Here is an 18,358-nt window from a genome sequence, read left to right on the forward strand (position 1 = left end):
TAATTCGCTGGCAAAGGCGGGTTTAGCGGCATAAAGATCCTATCTGATTGCCTGTATTATTGAGTTTTCAAGGTGCGAAGCCCATTTTTGCTATGGGAAGTTTTAGTAAATTACTTTTTATCAGACAGGAGGACGGAAATGATTCACAATCCGATACTTCCGGGCTTTAACCCGGATCCATGCATCTGCCGGAAGGGAGACGACTATTATATCGCAGTGTCCACCTTCGAGTGGATGCCGGGAATTCCGATTTATCATTCCAGGGATCTTGCGCACTGGGAACTGCTCACGCACGTTCTGACGGATGATGTACAGGTGGATCTTAAGAAACTTCCGAGCGCGAAGGGAATCTGGGCACCGTGCCTTACTTATTGTGAATCGGAGAACCTTTTCTACGTGGTTTACGGCGTCATGAATTCCATGAATGCGCGGTACTTTGATGTGGATAATTTTGTTGTGACAGCAGAAAAAATTACCGGACCCTGGAGTGATCCGGTGTATCTGCATTCGGCCGGCTTCGATGCTTCGATGCTGCATGACGATGACGGAAGGAAATATGTGGTATCCCTGGAATGGGAGACGCGGACAGGATATGAGGAACCGGGGGTGATCTGTGCCGTTGAGTACGACCCGGACGCGGGACACATCATCGGATATCCGAAACGGATCTGGCGCGGTGCGACGGATCGCGGGTGTATTGAGGCTCCGCATCTGACGAAAAAAAACGGATGGTATTATCTGATGTGTGCCGAGGGAGGAACGGGATATAATCACGCGGTCACTATGGCACGTTCACGGAACGTGTTCGGTCCTTATGAGCCGGATCCGCTCGGGGCGATCGTGACGAGTCAGCCCGGAGTATCGAATGAGAGGGCGGACGCGGATCACCTGAAGCCGAAGTATTTTAATCCGGACTCTTTGCTGCAGAAGTCCGGACATGGAAGCTACGTCGATCTTCCAGATGGCGAAACCTATCTCGTTCATCTGACCGCGCGTCCGTGGATCATCCGCGACACAGAGGAGGAGCGCAAGGCGGCTTCTCCATATGCGCCGAAATGGCCGGTCGGGTATATGCCGGAAGGTATTCTGGATCTAAGGTGTACACTTGGCAGAGAGACGGCAATCGAGAGGATGACCTGGACCGAGGACGGATGGCTGCGCATGGCGGATGGAACGAATCTCGCAAAAGAAAATGTGCCGGAGCCGGATCTGCCGCAGACACAGATGAAGCCGGTTCCGGAGAGAGATGATTTCGACAGCGGTAGCCTCGGAAACTGGTATTATTCGCCACGGGAGATGCCGCAGCGTTTTGCGGATGTGAAGGCAAGGCCGGGTTTTGTCCGGCTTCGCGGTCAGGAGAGTCAGGCATCGCTGAACAAGGTGAGCCTTCTGGCAAGGAAGCTGACAGGGATGCATGCCAGAGCCGTCACTGTTCTTGAATACAGCCCTGAGGTTTATCAGCATGATGCGGGTCTCATGCTATACTATGACAATATGAACAACCTGTATCTTCGAAAATATTACAGTGAGACGCTGCATTCGGAGGCACTGGGGATCATACAGCTCGAAAATGGTCACAAGACAGAATATCAAAGCACGAGGACGGCGCTGGAAAAGGGACGTCCGGTCTGGATGCGGATGACGATTGATGGACGGAAAACCTTCTTTGAATGGAGCTATGACGGATCACTCTGGAAGCGGATCGGAAAGGAATGGGATACTTCTGTTTTTTCCGATGAGTACTGCAAGTATGGTGAGTTTACCGGGACAATGGTCGGGATTTTTGCCAGGGATTCTATGCTGCATGAAAAATGTGCGGACTTCGATCGGTTTGATCTGACGGTCACTGAGGACGGAGAAATGTGAAGGCAAAGAGGGGAGGTTTTGGATGAAACAGAAAGATATCCTGTTTGGGTGTGCCTACTATCTGGAATATATGCCGGAGGACCGCATGCGGGAGGATTTGCGGATGATGCGGGATGCCGGGATGAATGTCATCCGCATCGGCGAATCTACCTGGTCCACCTGGGAGCCGGTTGAGGGGAGGTTCGATTTTTCTCTTCTGGACGAGATGCTGGATCTTGCGGAGGCGTATGAGATGAAGGTAATTGTCGGGACACCCTCGTACGCGATCCCTGCATGGCTTGCGGAAAAAAACGATGACATTATGGTTGAGACATCAGAGGGAAAGGCAAGGTACGGACATCGTCAGCTCTTCAACATTGCGAGTCCGACGTTCCGGTTCTACATTGAGCGGGTGATCCGGAAGATGCTCGGGCATTGTGCCGGCCGAAGCTGCGTGATCGGCTATCAGATTGACAACGAGACGAAGCATTACGGCACTGCGGGCGCCGGTGTGCAGGAGATGTTCCGGGAGTATCTGAAGAAGAAATACGGTACGGTGGAGGAACTGAATCGTACCTTTTACCTGCGGTACTGGAGTAATTCCATCGGCCGGTGGGAGGATCTTCCGGACATGCGCGGCTGTATCAACGGCGGGCTGGCCTCGGAATTTGAGGCGTTTCAGCGCAGCCTTGTGACGGGGTATCTGTGCTGGCAGAGGAAGATCATCGATGAGTACCGCACGCCGGATCAGTTTGTCACGCACAACCTGGATTACAACTGGAGAAAATTTGGCGCGGAGATCTCACAGGACGGGTACTCTTACGGGGTGCAGCCGGACTGTGACCACGATAAAATGGGACGCGCGCTGACGATTGCAGGGACGGACATCTATCATCCGACACAGCATGACCTGACGGGTATGGAAATCGCCTTTGGCGGAGATGAGATGCGTGGGATTATTCCCGGAAGCAGGAATTATCTGGTGCTGGAGACAGAGGCGCAGGCCTTTCGGGAGTGGGTTCCGTATCCGGGACAGCTCCGTCTGCAGGCATACTCTCATCTGGCGAGCGGGGCATCGATGGTGGAGTACTGGCACTGGCATTCGATACATAACGGATACGAGACCTATTGGAAGGGACTTCTCAGCCACGATTTCGCACCGAATCCGACATATCTCGAGGCCGGCCGGCTCGGTCATGAGTGGAAGCGGATCGGAGCAGAGAACCTGATCATCACGAAGAAAAACCGCGCGGCCATGATCGTCGACAACCGGACGCTGACCGCCTTTAAATGGTTTCCAATTGATAAAGACCTGAGCTACAACGATATTGTGATGGAGACGTATCGTGAATTGTACGGACTGAATATCGGTGTGGATATCCTTTTTGAGGATCAGATCACGGGAGAAGACTGCCATCCGGACGGCGGCACGCAGAAGAACGACAGGCGCAGCCTGGACGGATATGACCTCATCGTGATTCCATCGCTTTATTCTGTCTCTGAGGAATTTATCCAGATTATCCGGAACTGGACAGAGGCGGGCGGAGTGCTTGTCGCCACGTTCCGCTCCTTCTTCACGGACCGCTCGCTCAGTGTGTGGACGGATATCCAGCCGCATCACATGACGGATGTCTTCGGGGTTAGTTACCATCAGTTTGTGAACCCGGAGCGGCTGACGGTGAACGGTTTCGAGGCGAGGCACTGGGCGGAACTTCTGATTCCGTGCGGCGGAATAACTGGAAGTGAAGAGAGCTGCATTTCAGAAACAGCAGAAGAAAAGGGCGCAGCTGCGAATGTTTTGGAAGCTGCAGAGAATAGGGATGGAGCTGAGGCGATTTTGGAGGATGCGGAAACCGGTTGCCGCGGGGATGGCTTTCAGGTACTCGGCTGGTATAAGCATCCATACTGGAACATCTATGCGGGGATCACGAGAAACCGGTTTGGCAGGGGAACAGCGTACTATATCGGGTGTCATACAGATCCGGAGCAGCTGAAGCGGATTTTAGTCCGGGCGTCCGCAGATGCAGGAATATGGCTGCCTCATTATGAAAATAAGGAGACAGCGGACGCGGAACAATATACCTGGCCGGTGATCCTGCGCAGCGGCGCCAATGCGAAGGGACAGACGGTTCATTATCTCCTTTATTACGCAGAAGATTCGCGGGTGATACGCAATCCTTATGGCATGGTGACAGATTTGATCAGCGGCAGAACTTATGCTCCGGGTGAGAAAATAGAGCTTCGGGACTGGGACGTAAAGGTGCTTCTGGAAAGCTGAACGTAATAGAACGTATCAGGCTGAGCCTTCAGCTCTGAGGAGCTGACCGCGCACTGGAAATCGCTGATCGAGAAATATCCGGTCGGACCGATTGAGGACGGAATGGATTCCCCAAGTGCGAAGGTAATTAATATTCTGTTCCCTTTTGTATTTCAAAGTGGTTTTTTTCAAATGTGATCAGTCCTTCGGATTTCATCTTTCCCAGTTCTTTTGAGAGTGCGGTCCGGTCGACATTCAGATAGTCAGCAAGCTGCTGGCGGTCAAAGGGGATGTCGAACCGGTGGCCGCCGCTCTGTAGGGCTACCGAATTCAGGTATGCCAGTACCTTGCCCCGGATGGTTTTGGGTGAGGTGTGGAAACTGCGGCCGGACAGAACAAGGTTTTTATGTGCGGTAACCACAAGAAGGTTGGTCAGGAACTTCCGTACCCAGGGGTGTGTGGTCGAATCGGTTTCTTTCAGGACATGAATTTTGAGGAAAAGAATCCGTGAGTCTTCATTTGCCACGACATCGACCAGCAGAGGTTCGTTATGCAGAAACGCATAGGTCTCTGCAAAAAAATGGCCGGAACCGACGTGACTTAAGATGGTGCGGTTCCCCCACATATCGTTGTTTTCTATTCTTACGCTTCCCTCCAGGACCAGTCCCATTTTGTCGGTTTTACTTCCAGCCAGAAGGATGGAAGCGTCTTTTTTGTATAAAAGCTCGCGGGCTTGAAGTGCCAGCAATGCATCGTGAATTTCTTCTTTGCTTAATCCCTTGAAAAGAACGTTTTTCGAGAGCATTTCTTCATTCATTTTCGTCTCCTTAGCCGCAGAAAGGGGCTTCATCAGTGCAAAACAGGACTGTGAAAGGCTGCCTTGTATTGGAAAGTGTCACACGGTTGAAAAAAATAATTATGTGGTAATGACAACATACTTCTGCTTTACATCCTACTATACTGTCCACAGAAAGACAACAAGTGACTGCCGCTGTATTCCAGGCTGTACAAAGGTCTATGTAATCCGGGAGGCAGCAGAGGCAAAGGAAGAATGCCCTTTGGGGCGATAGAGGAGGTTTATTGATGGAAAACAAGATGTTCTGTTATCAGTGCCAGGAAACAGCGGGATGTAAGGGATGTACGATCTCCGGTGTCTGCGGAAAGAAACCCGAGGTTGCCCGTATGCAGGATCTGCTTGTGTATGTGACGAAAGGACTTTCGTGTGTGACAGCAAGGATGCGCGAGGAAGGGATTCCCGTGGAAAAGGATGTGAACCATATGGTTACAAGAAATCTTTTTATCACGATCACCAATGCAAACTTTGACAGGGAAGCGATTCGCAAAGCAGTTGAGGAAACGCTGGCAGTAAAGCAGGATCTTCTTGGAAAGCTCGAGAACAAAGAGGGACTTCCGGAAGCCGCATTCTGGAACGGCGCGGAGGATTCCTTTGACGCCAAGGCGGCAGAGGTTGGCGTACTTTCGACCAGGGATGAGGATATCCGCTCTCTTCGCGAGTTGATTACCTATGGTTTAAAAGGACTTTCGGCCTATTCCAAGCATGCAAATGCGCTGCTTCAGGACAATGAAGAAGTGGATGCGTTTATCCAGAAAGCACTTGCGAAGACTCTGGATGATTCTCTTGGAGTAAACGATCTGGTGTCTCTTACTCTGGAGACCGGTAAGTACGGTGTAGACGGTATGGCTCTTCTGGATAAGGCGAATACAGAGGCCTATGGAAATCCGGAAGTGACACAGGTTGACATTGGTGTCCGTAAAAATCCGGGTATTCTGATCTCCGGTCATGACCTTCGCGATCTGGAAATGCTTCTGGAACAGACGAAAGGGACTGGTGTAGATGTCTATACACACTCCGAGATGCTTCCGGCACATTATTATCCGGCATTTAAGAAATATCCGCATTTCGCAGGAAATTACGGAAATGCATGGTGGAAACAGAAAGAGGAGTTTGAGAAGTTCAATGGTCCGATTCTGATGACGACCAACTGTGTGGTGCCTCCCGCAGAGAGCTATAAGGACCGCCTCTGGACGACCGGAGCGGCAGGATTCCCCGGTTGCAGACATATTGACGGCGCATATGGCGAGACCAAGGATTTCTCTGAAATTATTGCCCAGGCAAAGACATGTCCTGCTCCTACAGAGATCGAGACAGGAACCATTACCGGCGGATTTGCACATGAGCAGGTATTTGCGCTTGCGGACAAGGTTGTAGACGCGGTCAAGACCGGAGCCATCCGGAAGTTTGTTGTAATGGCAGGATGCGACGGAAGACACAAGACACGGGAGTACTATACAGAGTTTGCGAAGAGACTTCCGAAGGATGTGGTGATTCTGACAGCAGGATGCGCGAAGTATAAATATAACAAATTGGATCTTGGCGATATTGGCGGAATTCCGAGAGTTCTGGATGCGGGTCAGTGCAATGACTCCTATTCCCTGGCACTGATCGCCTTGAAACTCAAGGAAATATTCAAGCTGGATGATATCAATGACCTTCCGATCGTGTTCAATATCGCGTGGTATGAGCAAAAGGCCGTCATTGTACTCCTTGCGCTTCTGTACCTGGGTGTAAAGAATATCCATCTTGGACCGACGCTTCCGGCGTTCCTTTCTCCGAATGTGGCAAAGGTGCTGGTGGATAACTTTGGAATCGCGGGAATTGGAACTGTGGATGATGATCTGAAGCTTTTCTTTGGAGACGAGGCATAAATAAGGCGGAAGAGCTTTTCCATGACAAAGAGGATTCCTGCGCTTGTTAAAAGGTTCCTTGAGTTACAATATTGTCAGGTCGATGTCCGGAGATTTCCGGGTGTCGGCCTGGTTCAGTTTATCCTGCAATTTTTCCTTATTTGATTGTCGGCATTCAGGATATCGGAATAAATGAAATAAAAAAGAATGTATACCTGGCCGGTGATTCTGCGCAGCGGCGTCAATGCGAAGGGACAGACGGTTCATTATCTCCTTTATTACGCAGAAGATCCGCGGGTGGTACACAATCCTTATGGCACGGTGACAGATCTGCTCAGCGGCAGAAATTATGCCCCGGGAGAGAAAATCGAACTGAGGGATTGGGATGCAAAGGTGCTTGTGGAGAGTTGAAATTTGCAGGCCGGATCAGGCAAAGACACCGGAAATCTTTGCCAGACCGCCTGGAGTCGATTATAAAATTCCGATGTCGAAATAAGATTCCGATGCTGAAATAAGATTGCGGTTGACAATCAAATGCTGTTAGTGTACACTAATAATTAGTTAGAGATACCTAACGCACAAAAGGCTGATGATCCTGAATTTTCGCTGCTTGTCATGATGTACAACAACAGAAATGATCACCAGATGCCAACTGGATAAAGCTATAGCAGGACAGAAAACTATTGTGGATAGAACACTATAGCAGGGCAGAAAACTATTGCAGGATAGAACGCAATAACAGGATAAAAAGCCGTTTCAGGAGTGAAAGCAACAGGAATGGTTACCAGTTATGTCTCAGGAAGACAGGAGGAGACGATATGCTGAAACATTTACAGATTGATAAGGTGATTGGACGAGAGATCATAGATTCCAGAGGCAATCCCACGGTTGAAGCTGAGGTGATTCTGAATGACGGAACCGTCGGAAGAGGAGCCGCGCCCAGCGGAGCGTCTACCGGTGAATTTGAGGCGATTGAGCTTCGGGACGGAGACAAAGAACGATTTGGCGGAAAGGGCGTGACTAAGGCCGTCAACAACATAAACACAATCATCAATGATGCAGTCAGAGGACTGGACCCGCAGGATGTATATGCGGTAGATAATGCGATGATCAGAGCGGACGGAACGCCAAACAAGGCGAAGCTGGGAGCAAACGCAGTTCTTGCGGTATCCATCGCCAGCGCGAAAGCTGCGGCAGAATCTCTCGGAATTCCGCTTTTCCGCTTCCTTGGCGGCGCGAATGCCAACCGTCTTCCGGTTCCGATGATGAATATTCTGAACGGCGGGGCGCATGCGACGAATTCAGTGGACACTCAGGAATTCATGATTATGCCGGTGGGAGCATCTTCCTTCCGCGAGGCACTTCGCTGGTGCACAGAGGTCTTCCATTCACTTCAGAAAATTCTCAAAGCGGAGGGGAACACCACCGCGGTCGGAGATGAGGGCGGTTTTGCGCCGAATCTGAAGGATGATGAGGACACCATCGAGCATATTCTTCAGGCAATCCGCGACGCGGGTTATCGTCCAGGCGAGGATTTTGTTCTTGCCATGGATGCGGCATCCTCTGAATGGAAGAGCGAGAAGGGGAAGGGATATTATCACCAGCCGAAGTCCGGCAGGGATTTCACGTCTGAGGAGTTGATTGCGCACTGGAAATCGCTGATCGAGAAGTACCCGATCTGGTCGATAGAGGACGGTCTGGACGAGGAGGACTGGGAAGGCTGGCAGAAGATGACGGATGAGCTCGGAGACAAGGTACAGCTGGTCGGTGATGATCTCTTTGTGACAAATACAGAACGGCTTGAGAAGGGAATCCGGCTTGGCTGCGCGAATTCGGTTCTGATCAAGCTCAATCAGATCGGATCCGTGTCTGAGACGCTTGAGGCGATCAAGATGGCTCATAAGGCAGGATACACGGCAATCACATCCCACAGAAGCGGCGAGACAGAGGATACCACAATCGCCGATCTCGCCGTTGCGCTCAATACACGCCAGATCAAGACGGGAGCACCAAGCCGCAGTGAGCGTGTCGCGAAATACAACCAGCTTCTCCGGATCGAAGAGGAACTCGGCGAGTCTGCCGTATATCCCGGAAAAAAAGCATTTAACCGCTGAGAAAAAATCACAGAAATATAAGATCAATGACAGGCAGGAGCCGGTTCCGTTTATGGAACCGGCTTTTCTGAACTTATTTTACTCTATCATGAGGAAAGAAGATTAAAATGGGGCAGCTGAAGAAAGCTCTTAGGGCGAATTTCTAGGGATACGAGGTTATCCGCTAGCTGCTGCATGCGCCGTTTTATATAATGATCCGTATGCGGATGAAATCGGCAGAACCATCCGGTTTTCAGTCCTGTGTTCAGTGTGGACGATTACGAAAGATAAAATATATTATGAATTCTTCCACTCAAACAACTGATCTTCAAGAACTGGTGTGATATACTGTATAAGCTCTTCGAAAACGCAGACAGGCCGCCTGTCGCGAAGCGCGCGTAAGAGACTGCCTGCGTTTTCGAAGGCAACAGGTATGAGGATGAAGCGCGAAGGCGCGAAATCCTCATATCTGAAGGATTGCGGGAGTGCGAAGCACGGAGCAATCCGTAGCTTATACAGTATGTTATCGTATGGCCGTATCCTGTATAAGCTCTTCGAAAACGCAGACAGGCCGCCTGCCGCGAAGCGCGCGTAAGAGACTGTATGCGATTTCGAAGGCAACAGGTATGAGGATGAAGCGCGAAGGCATTGAGCAATTTATACAGTGTGAAGGAGACACCATGATCAGACATTATATAATCGGAGAACCGATCGAGACAGATTCTGTTGTGCTGAATATACCGGTTGAGACAGGAGAAATTCCAGGTTTTGTTCTGGATCCCGGTGCGAAGACGATTCGTCATCGAATGGACAGCGAGGATGTTATTTACGGACTCGGAGAAACTGTTCGCGGGATGAACAAGAGGAACTGGCTGTACATCAGCAACAACACCGATGACTATATGCATACGGAGGGAAAGCATTCCCTTTATGCCTCCCAGAATTTTATCCTTGTTTTTTCTCCTCGGGCTTCTTTCGGACTCTATGTCGATACGCCGGGAAGAGTGACGTTTGATCTGGGATATACGGATCCGGATGTGCTGGAGATCCGTCTGGATGATTTTGACGCGAATCTCTACCTGGTCCAGGATTCGACGCTCCCCGGAATTGCGCATGAATTCCGGCAGCTGGTGGGCAGAAGCTACATCCCGCCGAAATGGGCCTTCGGATTCGGGCAGAGCCGGTGGAGTTACCGCACGGAGAAAGAAGTGGAGGAGGTTGCTGACCGCTATCAGAAGGAAGGCATTCCGCTTGACAGTATCTATCTCGACATCGATTACATGGATCACTACAAGGACTTCACGGTTGATGAGCAGGCTTTTCCGGATTTCACGGATTTCTGCGCAAAGATGAAGAAAAGGGGAATCCATTTAGTGCCGATCATTGATGCGGGCGTCAAGATGGAGGACGGCTATGATATCTGTGAGGAGGGCAGAAAAGGCGGTTACTTCGTCAAGGATGAGGACGGAAACGACCTGGTGGCCGCTGTCTGGCCAGGGAAAGCGCATTTTCCGGACTTTATGAAGCCGGAGACGCGGAAATGGTTCGGGGAGCATTACCGTTTTCTGCTGGATCAGGGCGTGGACGGGTTCTGGAATGACATGAATGAGCCTGCGATATTCTACACGGAGAAGCACCTGAACAAGGTGTTTCGAAGAATCGATGAACTGAAGGGGGAGAATCTGGATATAGACTCTTTTTCCGAGCTGACGTCCCTGGTTGGAGGACTGTCGAACAATCCGGAGGACTACCGGAGTTTCTACCACAGATACAAGGGGAAATCCTATCGTCATGACAAGCTTCATAATCTGTACGGGTATCTGATGACGAGGGCTGCCGGAGAAGCATTCCGAACGCTTTGCCCGGATCGGAGGATTCTGCTGTTTTCACGGTCATCCTATATTGGGATGCATCGGTATGGAGGTGTCTGGACCGGAGACAACAGAAGCTGGTGGGAGCATCTGCTGCTCAGCATGCAGCAGATGGCAGGCCTGAATCTGTGCGGATTTCTGTATTCCGGATCGGACATGGGAGGCTTCGGAGACGACACAACGGAGGATCTGATGATGCGGTGGCTGGAAATGGCTCTTTTTACACCGCTGTACCGCAATCACAATGCAAAGGGAAACCGCTTTCAGGAGCTCAGCGCGTTTGCGCATCCGGAGCGCTTCCGCCCGATCATCGAGATCAGATATGCTTTGCTTCCATATATTTACAGCGAGTTTATGAAGGCGGCGCTCCGCGACGGTATGTATATGATGCCGCTTGCCTTTCAGTGGCCGGACGACAGAAGAGCAGTGGAGACGGAGGATCAGCTGCTCGTCGGGGAGAGCGTGATGATCGCGCCGGTGTATCGGCAGAACGCTTCCGGCCGTTATGTCTATCTGCCGGAGGATATGATGCTTCTGCGTATGAGAAGCTGGAACGATTACGATGAGATTCAGCTTTCAGAGGGCGATCACTATGTGAAGGCAGAGCTCGGGGAAGTGCTGATTTTCATCCGAAAGGGACATGTGCTTCCGCTCTGCCATCCGGCAGCAAATACGGCAGCGCTCGATTACAGCACGATCCGTTACATCTGCAATGGGGGATGCCCGGAGGATTACGAGTTATATAACGATGATGGAATTACTCCCGTGAAAGATCCCTTCCGGGCGTGACCTTCTGCTTTTTCGATGTGAATCTCCGGATGGGTGAAGCTGTCCGGAAATGAACAAGAAAATGATTGTGTTAACGTTCATCCTTTCCGGTTTCTCCCATGGTAAGGAGTTCTCCGTACATTTCGGGCCGGCGGTCGCGGAAGACACCCCATTCGCGGCGCATGGAAGCGACGGCGTCCAGATCGAACTGTGCCGTCACGAAGGTCTCACTTTCCCGGTCCGCAGAAGCCACAATCTCTCCGTCCGGTCCCGCGATAAAGGAGGAACCGTAGAAGGTGATGTTTGTGTAATCCTGTTCCTCATAGCCCACCCGGTTTGAGGCCACAAGCGGCATGATGTTGGCGGCGGCGTGACCCTGCATGCAGTTTCTCCAGTGAGGCATGGAGTCAATGCCGAGATCCGGCTCGCTTCCGATGGCAGTCGGGTACAGCAGGATTTCAGCGCCCATCAGTGCCATGCAGCGGGCGGCCTCCGGGAACCACTGGTCCCAGCAGATGCCGACACCTATCTTTCCGAATTGGGTGTCCCATACCCGGAATCCGGTGTCTCCCGGAGCGAAATAAAACTTCTCCGCATAGGGAACACCGTCCGGAATATGTGTCTTGCGGTATTTTCCGAGAATAGTCCCGTCTGCGTCAATCATCGCGACGCAGTTGAATGCCAGATTCCCGGCATCCTCATAGAAGCATATGGGGAGCACAACATGCAGTTCTCTTGCAATACTCTGAAAGCGCTTTACTGCCGGGTTGTCTTCCATTTTCGTGGCAAGGTGAAGATATTCATACTTATGTGTCTTGCAGAAATAGGGGCGTTCAAAAAGCTCCTGAAGCAGAATGACATTTGCCCCGGCCGCAGCGGCATCCCGTACAATCTTTTCCGCCTTGTCCAGTGTTTCCTCTTTATTCCATGAGCAGGCGAACTGTGTCGCCGCAAGAGTTACTTTTCGCATTGCGAAATCTCCTTTCAGCAGAATTCTAATTATAGAATGGTTTTGTGTGACAGACAGAAAAAGGCATCAGTTCGCGTACGGAACTGATACCTCCCTGTATCCTTCGCAATTTGTAACGATTCAGCACACCATTATCCAGGCGAAAAAAACCGCTTGTCAAAGGCCGCCGCAATGATTATAGCAACTTTACTACTGAATAAGGATACCACCGTGAGAAGCTCGGGAATATACTTATTTTCTTCCATACAGAAATCCATTGATTTTTAAAGACATTGAACCGTGGGCTTCTGTTTATTAATGCTGTATTTGGCGGACTGGCGCTGAAAGCTCGTTTACAGTATTATTATAGAGACATTGCTTTATGATCAACAGAAAGGTAGGGAATCAGCTTGGCAGCAAACAAAGATTTCATTCATCGTTTTCTCAATTACGTTCAGATCGATACGCAGTCCGATGAGGATGCGACAGATCAGCCGACAACTGCAAAGCAGAGGGCTCTCGCAGAGCTTCTTGAAAAAGAACTGCAAAGTCTGGGCGCCCGGACGGATTACGACCGGGAACACTGCTACGTTTATGCAGCCATTGCTTCGCATGGGAGTGGTTTTGAATCCATACCGCCACTGGGATTCATTGCTCATCTCGATACGTCTCCGGAGGTGAGCGGAAGCGGCGTGAAGCCGAGAATCATCCGGAATTACCAGGGCGGAGACGCATTATTAAAAGAAGAGGATTTTCCGGAGCTTACGAGACATCGCGGGGAGGATCTTATAGCATCAGACGGGACGACACTGTTAGGTGCGGACGACAAGGCGGGAATCGCGGAGATCATGAACCTCGTGCAGTATTTTCATGATCATCCGGAGGAACCGCACCGGGCGGTACGCATTGCGTTTACGCCGGACGAGGAAACAGGACGCGGCACAGAGCATTTTGACACGGAGCGCTTCGGGGCAAAAGAGGCATATACCGTAGACGGCGGGACCTTCGGTGTCATCGAATATGAGTGCTTCAATGCGGCGGAAGCACGGGTTATCATCCATGGCAAGAATGTCCACCCGGGAAGTGCGAAAAACCAGATGAAAAATGCCTGCCTGATCGCGATGGAATTTGCTTCGATGCTCCCGCCGGCTGAAACACCGGAGCACACAGAGGGATATGAGGGATTTTACCATCTCGACCGGGTGGAGGGCGGTGTCGAACAGACAAACCTTCAGTACATCATCCGGGACCATGACCGGAAACGGTTCGAGGCACGAAAGAAAACGATTCACTCAATTGCGGCGTACCTGAATCAAAAATACGGTGAGGGAACTGTTGACGCGTCGATCCGGGACCAGTATTACAATATGGCCGAGGTTATGAAGGATCATATGGATCTGGTCGGGCGTGTGCAGAAAGTTCTGTCGGACATGGGAGAAGTGTGTGTCACAAGCCCGATTCGTGGCGGTACAGACGGCGCAGCACTGTGTTTCCGGGGCATTCCATGTCCGAATCTGTGCACAGGAGGGTATAACTATCACAGCCGGTTCGAATATGCGAGCGTGCAGGAGATGGAGAAGACCGCGGAGATGCTGATCCGAATCGCACAGCTGCGGCAATGATGGGAAAAGCATTTCCATACGATATCGGGTTTCAAGACAGGCAGAATGCTGTTTTCAAAAGGAAATTATATGCCGGATTAAGGGGCTGCCGCATTTGCGAACAACCCCTGTTCTCTTCTTCCGGACAAATATCATCCAGACTGCCCGCTGCCGGTATGGAGGATGCTTCCGCCTCCGCAGGTTATTGTTGGTGCTGTCATGTATTGACATTTTTACAATATATGATATCATTATGATATCAAATAAATATCGTCTTCGGGCCGCGATTGCCCGGAAGCCTTTTTTAGGGGGCGGAAAGGAAAAACGTTATGGAAGAGAAGCAATTGGTGAAGAAGAACAATGGGATGCCTGTTTTGCTGCTACTGGTTGCACTGTATGTGGCGTCTGTTTTTCTGTTTGTGACGGGAATCAAGCTTGGAACGGAGGATTCTCTGTTTCTTCCGGCCTTCCTTCCGGCGATTCTGTGGTGGGGACTTGGATGGATCTTCTGCATGGGATTGAAGGTTGTCAAGCCGCAGGAAGCGCTTGTGCTGACGCTTTTTGGCAAGTATATCGGGACGATCAAGACGGATGGATTTTACTATGTGAATCCTTTCTGCTCGTCAGTAAATCCAGCCGCGAAGACAAGGCTGGGACAGAGCGGAGATGTGAATGAGAACGCTTCGGCCCATGGGATTCAGCTGTCGCTTTCTTCCGTGAACAAGACAGAGGAGCCGGCGAACTGGAAGATTTCTCTGAAAGCGATGACCCTGAATAATGCGAAGCAGAAAGTCAACGACGTACTTGGCAACCCGGTGGAGATCGGCGTGGCAGTGATCTGGAGAGTCAGTGACACAGCGAAGGCAGTTTTCAATGTCGATAATTATAAGGAATATCTGTCGCTCCAGGTAGATGCGGCGGTGCGGGATATCGTGAAGATTTACCCGTATGATGTGGCACCGAATATCGATACGACCGGTGACGGACAGGCTGACGACGGAAGTCTTCGCGGGTCTACGACGGTTGTGGCGGACAGAATCCGCGATCTGATTCAGAAAAAGGTGGAAAATGCCGGACTTGTGATTGAAGAAGCGAGAATCACGTATCTGGCTTATGCTCCCGAGATCGCCGCGGTGATGCTTCAGAGACAGCAGGCTTCCGCAGTGATTGACGCGAGAAAGATGATCGTGGACGGTGCGGTCGGTATGGTTGAGATGGCACTGGAGCGGCTGAAGGAAAACGGCGTGGTGGATCTCGACGAGGAACGGAAGGCGGCAATGGTGTCGAACCTGCTGGTGGTTCTGTGCGGCAACCATGACGCACAGCCCGTTGTGAATTCGGGAAGCCTGTACTGAAACTGAATGATGAATGCGGCGGCGCTGCCATTCCGGGTTAGTATGGTCTGGCGAAGGCCGCCGCTTCCTTTTGAGACGTGCTGAGAGGTTTTTTACGATAGTTTCGTATAAGGCTGACCATAACCGTGCTGCGCGAACAAACCGTTTCCACCCGCAGGTGGAAAACCTGCCAGCCCAAAAACCAGGATATATTTCTGAAGGGTGTGAGCAAACAGTTTCCGGATATGGTAGACAGAAAGCAGGTGAGCAGATGGCGAAGAAGCAGGTACCGCTTCGATTGAATGAAAAATTGTATGACGCGATCGCAGCCTGGGCGGAGGATGATTTTCGTTCGGTGAACGGGCAGATCGAGTATCTTTTGACGGAATGCGTAAAGCAGAGAAAAAAGGACGGGAAGTATGTGTCGGAGCATCTCGATGAACCGCCGGAGCTGGACATCCGGTAAATGACCATGCTATCTGCAACGCTATATACGTACGGGATAGGTGTCTGCGGCTACCCGCTGCTTTACCGCTTCCGTGTGTACTGCATGGAGGCTGTGAAGCAGCGGGTTCGGGAAGGCAGGAATTTTACAGCCTGACGAGGACAATTGTGCGTTAAAGGGATGTAAAATCAGGCAGAATGCGATAGGATGATTGCAGGGTTGGAGTTCATGATCTGCAAGCATCCTTTTGACAGGTATGTCAGCGGATGAAAAATGTATGCGTGATTTTGTCGGGAGAGGATGAGGAGATGCTTCGAATTGCGATTGTTGAGGATGATGAGAATTACCGCCGGGAGTTCCGCGGATATCTGGAACAGTACGGAAGAGAGCATGGCGAAGTTTTTTCCATCCGGGAATTCTCCGATGGAGACGGAATTCTGAATCCGTATACACCGGATTACGATATTATTCTGATGGATATTGAGATGGCATTTGTCGACGGGATGACGGCGGCGCAGGAGATCCGCAAGTCGGATACGGAGGTCTGCATCATTTTTATTACCAATATGCCTCAGTACGCGATCAAGGGCTATACGGTCGGCGCACTGGATTATATTCTGAAGCCGGTTTCCTACTATTCCTTTTCGGAGACCATTACACGTGCACTGGGAAGAAGGAAGACAATCCAGAATAAGTACGTGATTTTGAGTGTCAAGGGCGGGATGCGGCGGATTTCCACTTCTTCCATCCGTTACATTGAAGTCATGAACCATGAACTGATTTTTCATCTGGTTTCAGAAGAGATAACCTCAAGAGGCGCGCTGAAGGAGGTGGAAAAGGAACTATCCGGCGAGTATTTCTTTCAGTGTAACAAGGGCTTTCTGATTAATCTGGCTTATGTAGACGGTATCGTCGGGAATGATGTTCAGATCGGGGAGGACCGTCTGCAGGTGAGCCGGTCCAGGAAAAAGCCTTTGATGGATGCTTTGAATCAGTACATGGCGGAGACAGGGAGGTAACGGGATGGATGTATACGGGCTCCTGTTTCGTACTGCTTCCGGAAATGTCCTGCCGGATCTTAAGGACACACCGGGAATTTATTATGCAATCACCTATATGATTGCTTTTGCAATCATCAGTCATTACCGGCCGGCCCGGAGAAAGGGCTGGAAGGGGAATCTGATTTTTCTGGGAATGGGAGGATTTCTCATTTTTTACATGACGGTGACGAAGAATCCCCCTCTTCCGTTATTCCTTCCGGTTGTAATGGGTACCATTGTTCAGATTTTTCTCGGCTTTTACTGGCTGACAGAGATGAACTGGAAGAATTGTCTCTTTGATACACTTCGCGCCTTTATTCTGGGAGAGTTTGCGGCTTCTCTGGAATGGCAGCTTTATTATTTCGGTTTGACAGAATTAAGGGTTGCCTTGAATCCGCTGACAAATCTGATCTTTATGCTGCCGACCTATGCCGGTGTATTCGTTCTGGCTGCCGCGCTGGAGAGGAAATATGACAGCCGGTCCGGAAGGTATGAACAGCTGGAATTACATGGACATGCACTTCTTGGGGAGATATTGATCATCGGCGCGGTGTATTTCATGAGTGATATCAGCTTTGTTCTCCAGAGGGCACCTTTTACCGCACGATATACATCGGAAATTCTGCTGCTTCGAACCGTTGTGGATTTTGCCGGGGTTGTTGTTCTTTATTTTTATTCCATTGTGCTGCACCAGGCACAGGAGCAGATGGAACTGCAGACCATGCAGAATATTCTTCAGCTTCAATATTCCAATTATCAGACCTCGCGGGAGAGTGTGGATCTTGTCAATCAGAAATATCATGATCTCAAGCATCAGATCGCAATTCTGAGGGACGGCATCAATTCTGAGGAAAAAGTACGGTATCTTGACAAGATGGAGGAGGAGATCAAGCTGTACGAGGCGCAGAATAAGACCGGCAACGAGGTCCTGGATACGATCCTGACCAGCAAGGCCATGGCTTGTCAGAGATATCATGTGGAATTTACCGTTGTGGCGGACGGCGCGGCGCTGAGCTTTATGTCGATCATGGACATCAGCTCCCTGTTCGGAAATGCCCTGGATAATGCCATCGAGGCGGCAAAGCAGATACCGGACAGGAAAGAGAGACTGATTCATCTGACGATTGCGAGGCAGAAGAACTTTGTCAATATCACGCTGCTCAACCGCTTCAGCGGTGCGGTCAGTTTTCGAAACGGCCTTCCGGTGACAACCAAACAGAACCACGCTTACCACGGATTCGGAGTCAAGAGTATGCGCTCCACGGTGGAGAAATACGGAGGTTCACTGACGGTTAGCGCGAAGGATGGATGGTTCAGTCTTCACATCCTTCTGCCGGGCACACAGAGCCGCAGGGAAATCTGACCGACAGGAACGAGGCGTGACCGGAGGAGAGTGCGGCTGACATGTGGACCGCGCCGGGAGTATCACGGGAAGTGAAAACAGACAGA

At 50.7% G+C, this 18,358-nt stretch carries 13 protein-coding genes; 11 read left to right on the top strand and 2 right to left on the bottom strand.

What is annotated here, in order from left to right; genetic code table 11:
• The first annotated feature begins 138 nt into the window (after positions 1 to 138).
• Complete coding sequence (locus ACTQ3A_RS04325) at positions 139 to 1,866, top strand: glycoside hydrolase family 43 protein (protein WP_441494148.1); 1,728 nt, start codon at positions 139 to 141, stop codon at positions 1,864 to 1,866.
• 22 nt (positions 1,867 to 1,888) lie between these two features.
• A complete protein-coding gene (locus tag ACTQ3A_RS04330) occupies positions 1,889 to 4,123 on the top strand; it encodes a beta-galactosidase (RefSeq protein ID WP_441494149.1) in 2,235 nt (744 codons plus the stop codon).
• Positions 4,124 to 4,250: 127 nt separating this feature from the next.
• Here ACTQ3A_RS04330 and ACTQ3A_RS04335 read toward each other — a convergent pair whose 3' ends face one another.
• Positions 4,251 to 4,919, bottom strand: coding sequence for a Crp/Fnr family transcriptional regulator (locus ACTQ3A_RS04335; RefSeq protein WP_441494150.1), 669 nt, complete (start codon positions 4,917 to 4,919; stop codon positions 4,251 to 4,253).
• A 266-nt stretch (positions 4,920 to 5,185) separates the two neighbouring features.
• Between ACTQ3A_RS04335 and hcp the strand changes: the two genes are divergently transcribed.
• From hcp to ACTQ3A_RS04355, 4 genes are all read left to right on the top strand, one after another.
• Positions 5,186 to 6,829, top strand: a complete 1,644-nt coding sequence (hcp, locus tag ACTQ3A_RS04340) for a hydroxylamine reductase (protein ID WP_441474020.1) — start codon at positions 5,186 to 5,188, stop codon at positions 6,827 to 6,829.
• Between the two features lie 186 nt (positions 6,830 to 7,015).
• Positions 7,016 to 7,219, top strand: coding sequence for a hypothetical protein (locus ACTQ3A_RS04345; protein ID WP_441098809.1), 204 nt, complete (start codon positions 7,016 to 7,018; stop codon positions 7,217 to 7,219).
• 407 nt (positions 7,220 to 7,626) lie between these two features.
• Complete coding sequence (eno, locus tag ACTQ3A_RS04350) at positions 7,627 to 8,922, top strand: phosphopyruvate hydratase (protein ID WP_441494151.1); 1,296 nt, start codon at positions 7,627 to 7,629, stop codon at positions 8,920 to 8,922.
• A 659-nt stretch (positions 8,923 to 9,581) separates the two neighbouring features.
• Positions 9,582 to 11,561: a glycoside hydrolase family 31 protein gene (locus ACTQ3A_RS04355; protein ID WP_441494152.1), complete on the top strand. Its 1,980-nt coding sequence runs from the start codon at positions 9,582 to 9,584 to the stop codon at positions 11,559 to 11,561.
• A 70-nt stretch (positions 11,562 to 11,631) separates the two neighbouring features.
• Here the strand turns inward: ACTQ3A_RS04355 and aguB are convergent, their stop codons facing one another.
• Complete coding sequence (gene aguB / locus ACTQ3A_RS04360) at positions 11,632 to 12,510, bottom strand: N-carbamoylputrescine amidase (RefSeq protein ID WP_441494153.1); 879 nt, start codon at positions 12,508 to 12,510, stop codon at positions 11,632 to 11,634.
• 389 nt (positions 12,511 to 12,899) lie between these two features.
• Here aguB and pepT point away from each other — a divergent pair, with 389 nt between their 5' ends.
• The 5 genes from pepT (at position 12,900) to ACTQ3A_RS04385 (ending at position 18,272) form a co-directional block, all read left to right on the top strand.
• Entirely contained in the window at positions 12,900 to 14,111 is a 1,212-nt protein-coding gene (gene pepT, locus ACTQ3A_RS04365) for a peptidase T (protein ID WP_441494154.1), read from the top strand.
• A gap of 308 nt (positions 14,112 to 14,419) precedes the next feature.
• Positions 14,420 to 15,445: an SPFH domain-containing protein gene (locus tag ACTQ3A_RS04370; RefSeq protein ID WP_441098805.1), complete on the top strand. Its 1,026-nt coding sequence runs from the start codon at positions 14,420 to 14,422 to the stop codon at positions 15,443 to 15,445.
• Positions 15,446 to 15,695: 250 nt separating this feature from the next.
• Complete coding sequence (locus tag ACTQ3A_RS04375) at positions 15,696 to 15,890, top strand: PTS ascorbate transporter subunit IIC (RefSeq protein ID WP_441098804.1); 195 nt, start codon at positions 15,696 to 15,698, stop codon at positions 15,888 to 15,890.
• A 245-nt stretch (positions 15,891 to 16,135) separates the two neighbouring features.
• The gene (locus ACTQ3A_RS04380) at positions 16,136 to 16,888 is read left to right on the top strand and encodes a LytR/AlgR family response regulator transcription factor (RefSeq protein ID WP_441098803.1); all 753 of its coding nucleotides are present in this window, start codon (positions 16,136 to 16,138) and stop codon (positions 16,886 to 16,888) included.
• A 4-nt stretch (positions 16,889 to 16,892) separates the two neighbouring features.
• Positions 16,893 to 18,272 (top strand): GHKL domain-containing protein, encoded by a 1,380-nt coding sequence (locus ACTQ3A_RS04385; protein WP_441098802.1) that lies wholly within the window; start codon positions 16,893 to 16,895, stop codon positions 18,270 to 18,272.
• Positions 18,273 to 18,358 lie beyond the last annotated feature (86 nt).

This window comes from Bilifractor sp. LCP21S3_F8 (assembly GCF_052117805.1).
GTDB lineage: Bacteria > Bacillota > Clostridia > Lachnospirales > Lachnospiraceae > Bilifractor.

Excerpts from the sequence above, each read along its gene's own strand:
- ACTQ3A_RS04325 (WP_441494148.1), top strand. The coding sequence starts at position 139 with ATGATTCACAATCCGATACTTCCGGGCTTTAACCCGGATCCATGCATC.
- ACTQ3A_RS04330 (WP_441494149.1), top strand. The coding sequence starts at position 1,889 with ATGAAACAGAAAGATATCCTGTTTGGGTGTGCCTACTATCTGGAATAT.
- ACTQ3A_RS04335 (WP_441494150.1), bottom strand. The coding sequence starts at position 4,919 with ATGAATGAAGAAATGCTCTCGAAAAACGTTCTTTTCAAGGGATTAAGC.
- hcp (WP_441474020.1), top strand. The coding sequence starts at position 5,186 with ATGGAAAACAAGATGTTCTGTTATCAGTGCCAGGAAACAGCGGGATGT.
- ACTQ3A_RS04345 (WP_441098809.1), top strand. The coding sequence starts at position 7,016 with ATGTATACCTGGCCGGTGATTCTGCGCAGCGGCGTCAATGCGAAGGGA.
- eno (WP_441494151.1), top strand. The coding sequence starts at position 7,627 with ATGCTGAAACATTTACAGATTGATAAGGTGATTGGACGAGAGATCATA.
- ACTQ3A_RS04355 (WP_441494152.1), top strand. The coding sequence starts at position 9,582 with ATGATCAGACATTATATAATCGGAGAACCGATCGAGACAGATTCTGTT.
- aguB (WP_441494153.1), bottom strand. The coding sequence starts at position 12,510 with ATGCGAAAAGTAACTCTTGCGGCGACACAGTTCGCCTGCTCATGGAAT.
- ACTQ3A_RS04370 (WP_441098805.1), top strand. The coding sequence starts at position 14,420 with ATGGAAGAGAAGCAATTGGTGAAGAAGAACAATGGGATGCCTGTTTTG.
- ACTQ3A_RS04375 (WP_441098804.1), top strand. The coding sequence starts at position 15,696 with ATGGCGAAGAAGCAGGTACCGCTTCGATTGAATGAAAAATTGTATGAC.
- ACTQ3A_RS04380 (WP_441098803.1), top strand. The coding sequence starts at position 16,136 with ATGAAAAATGTATGCGTGATTTTGTCGGGAGAGGATGAGGAGATGCTT.
- ACTQ3A_RS04385 (WP_441098802.1), top strand. The coding sequence starts at position 16,893 with ATGGATGTATACGGGCTCCTGTTTCGTACTGCTTCCGGAAATGTCCTG.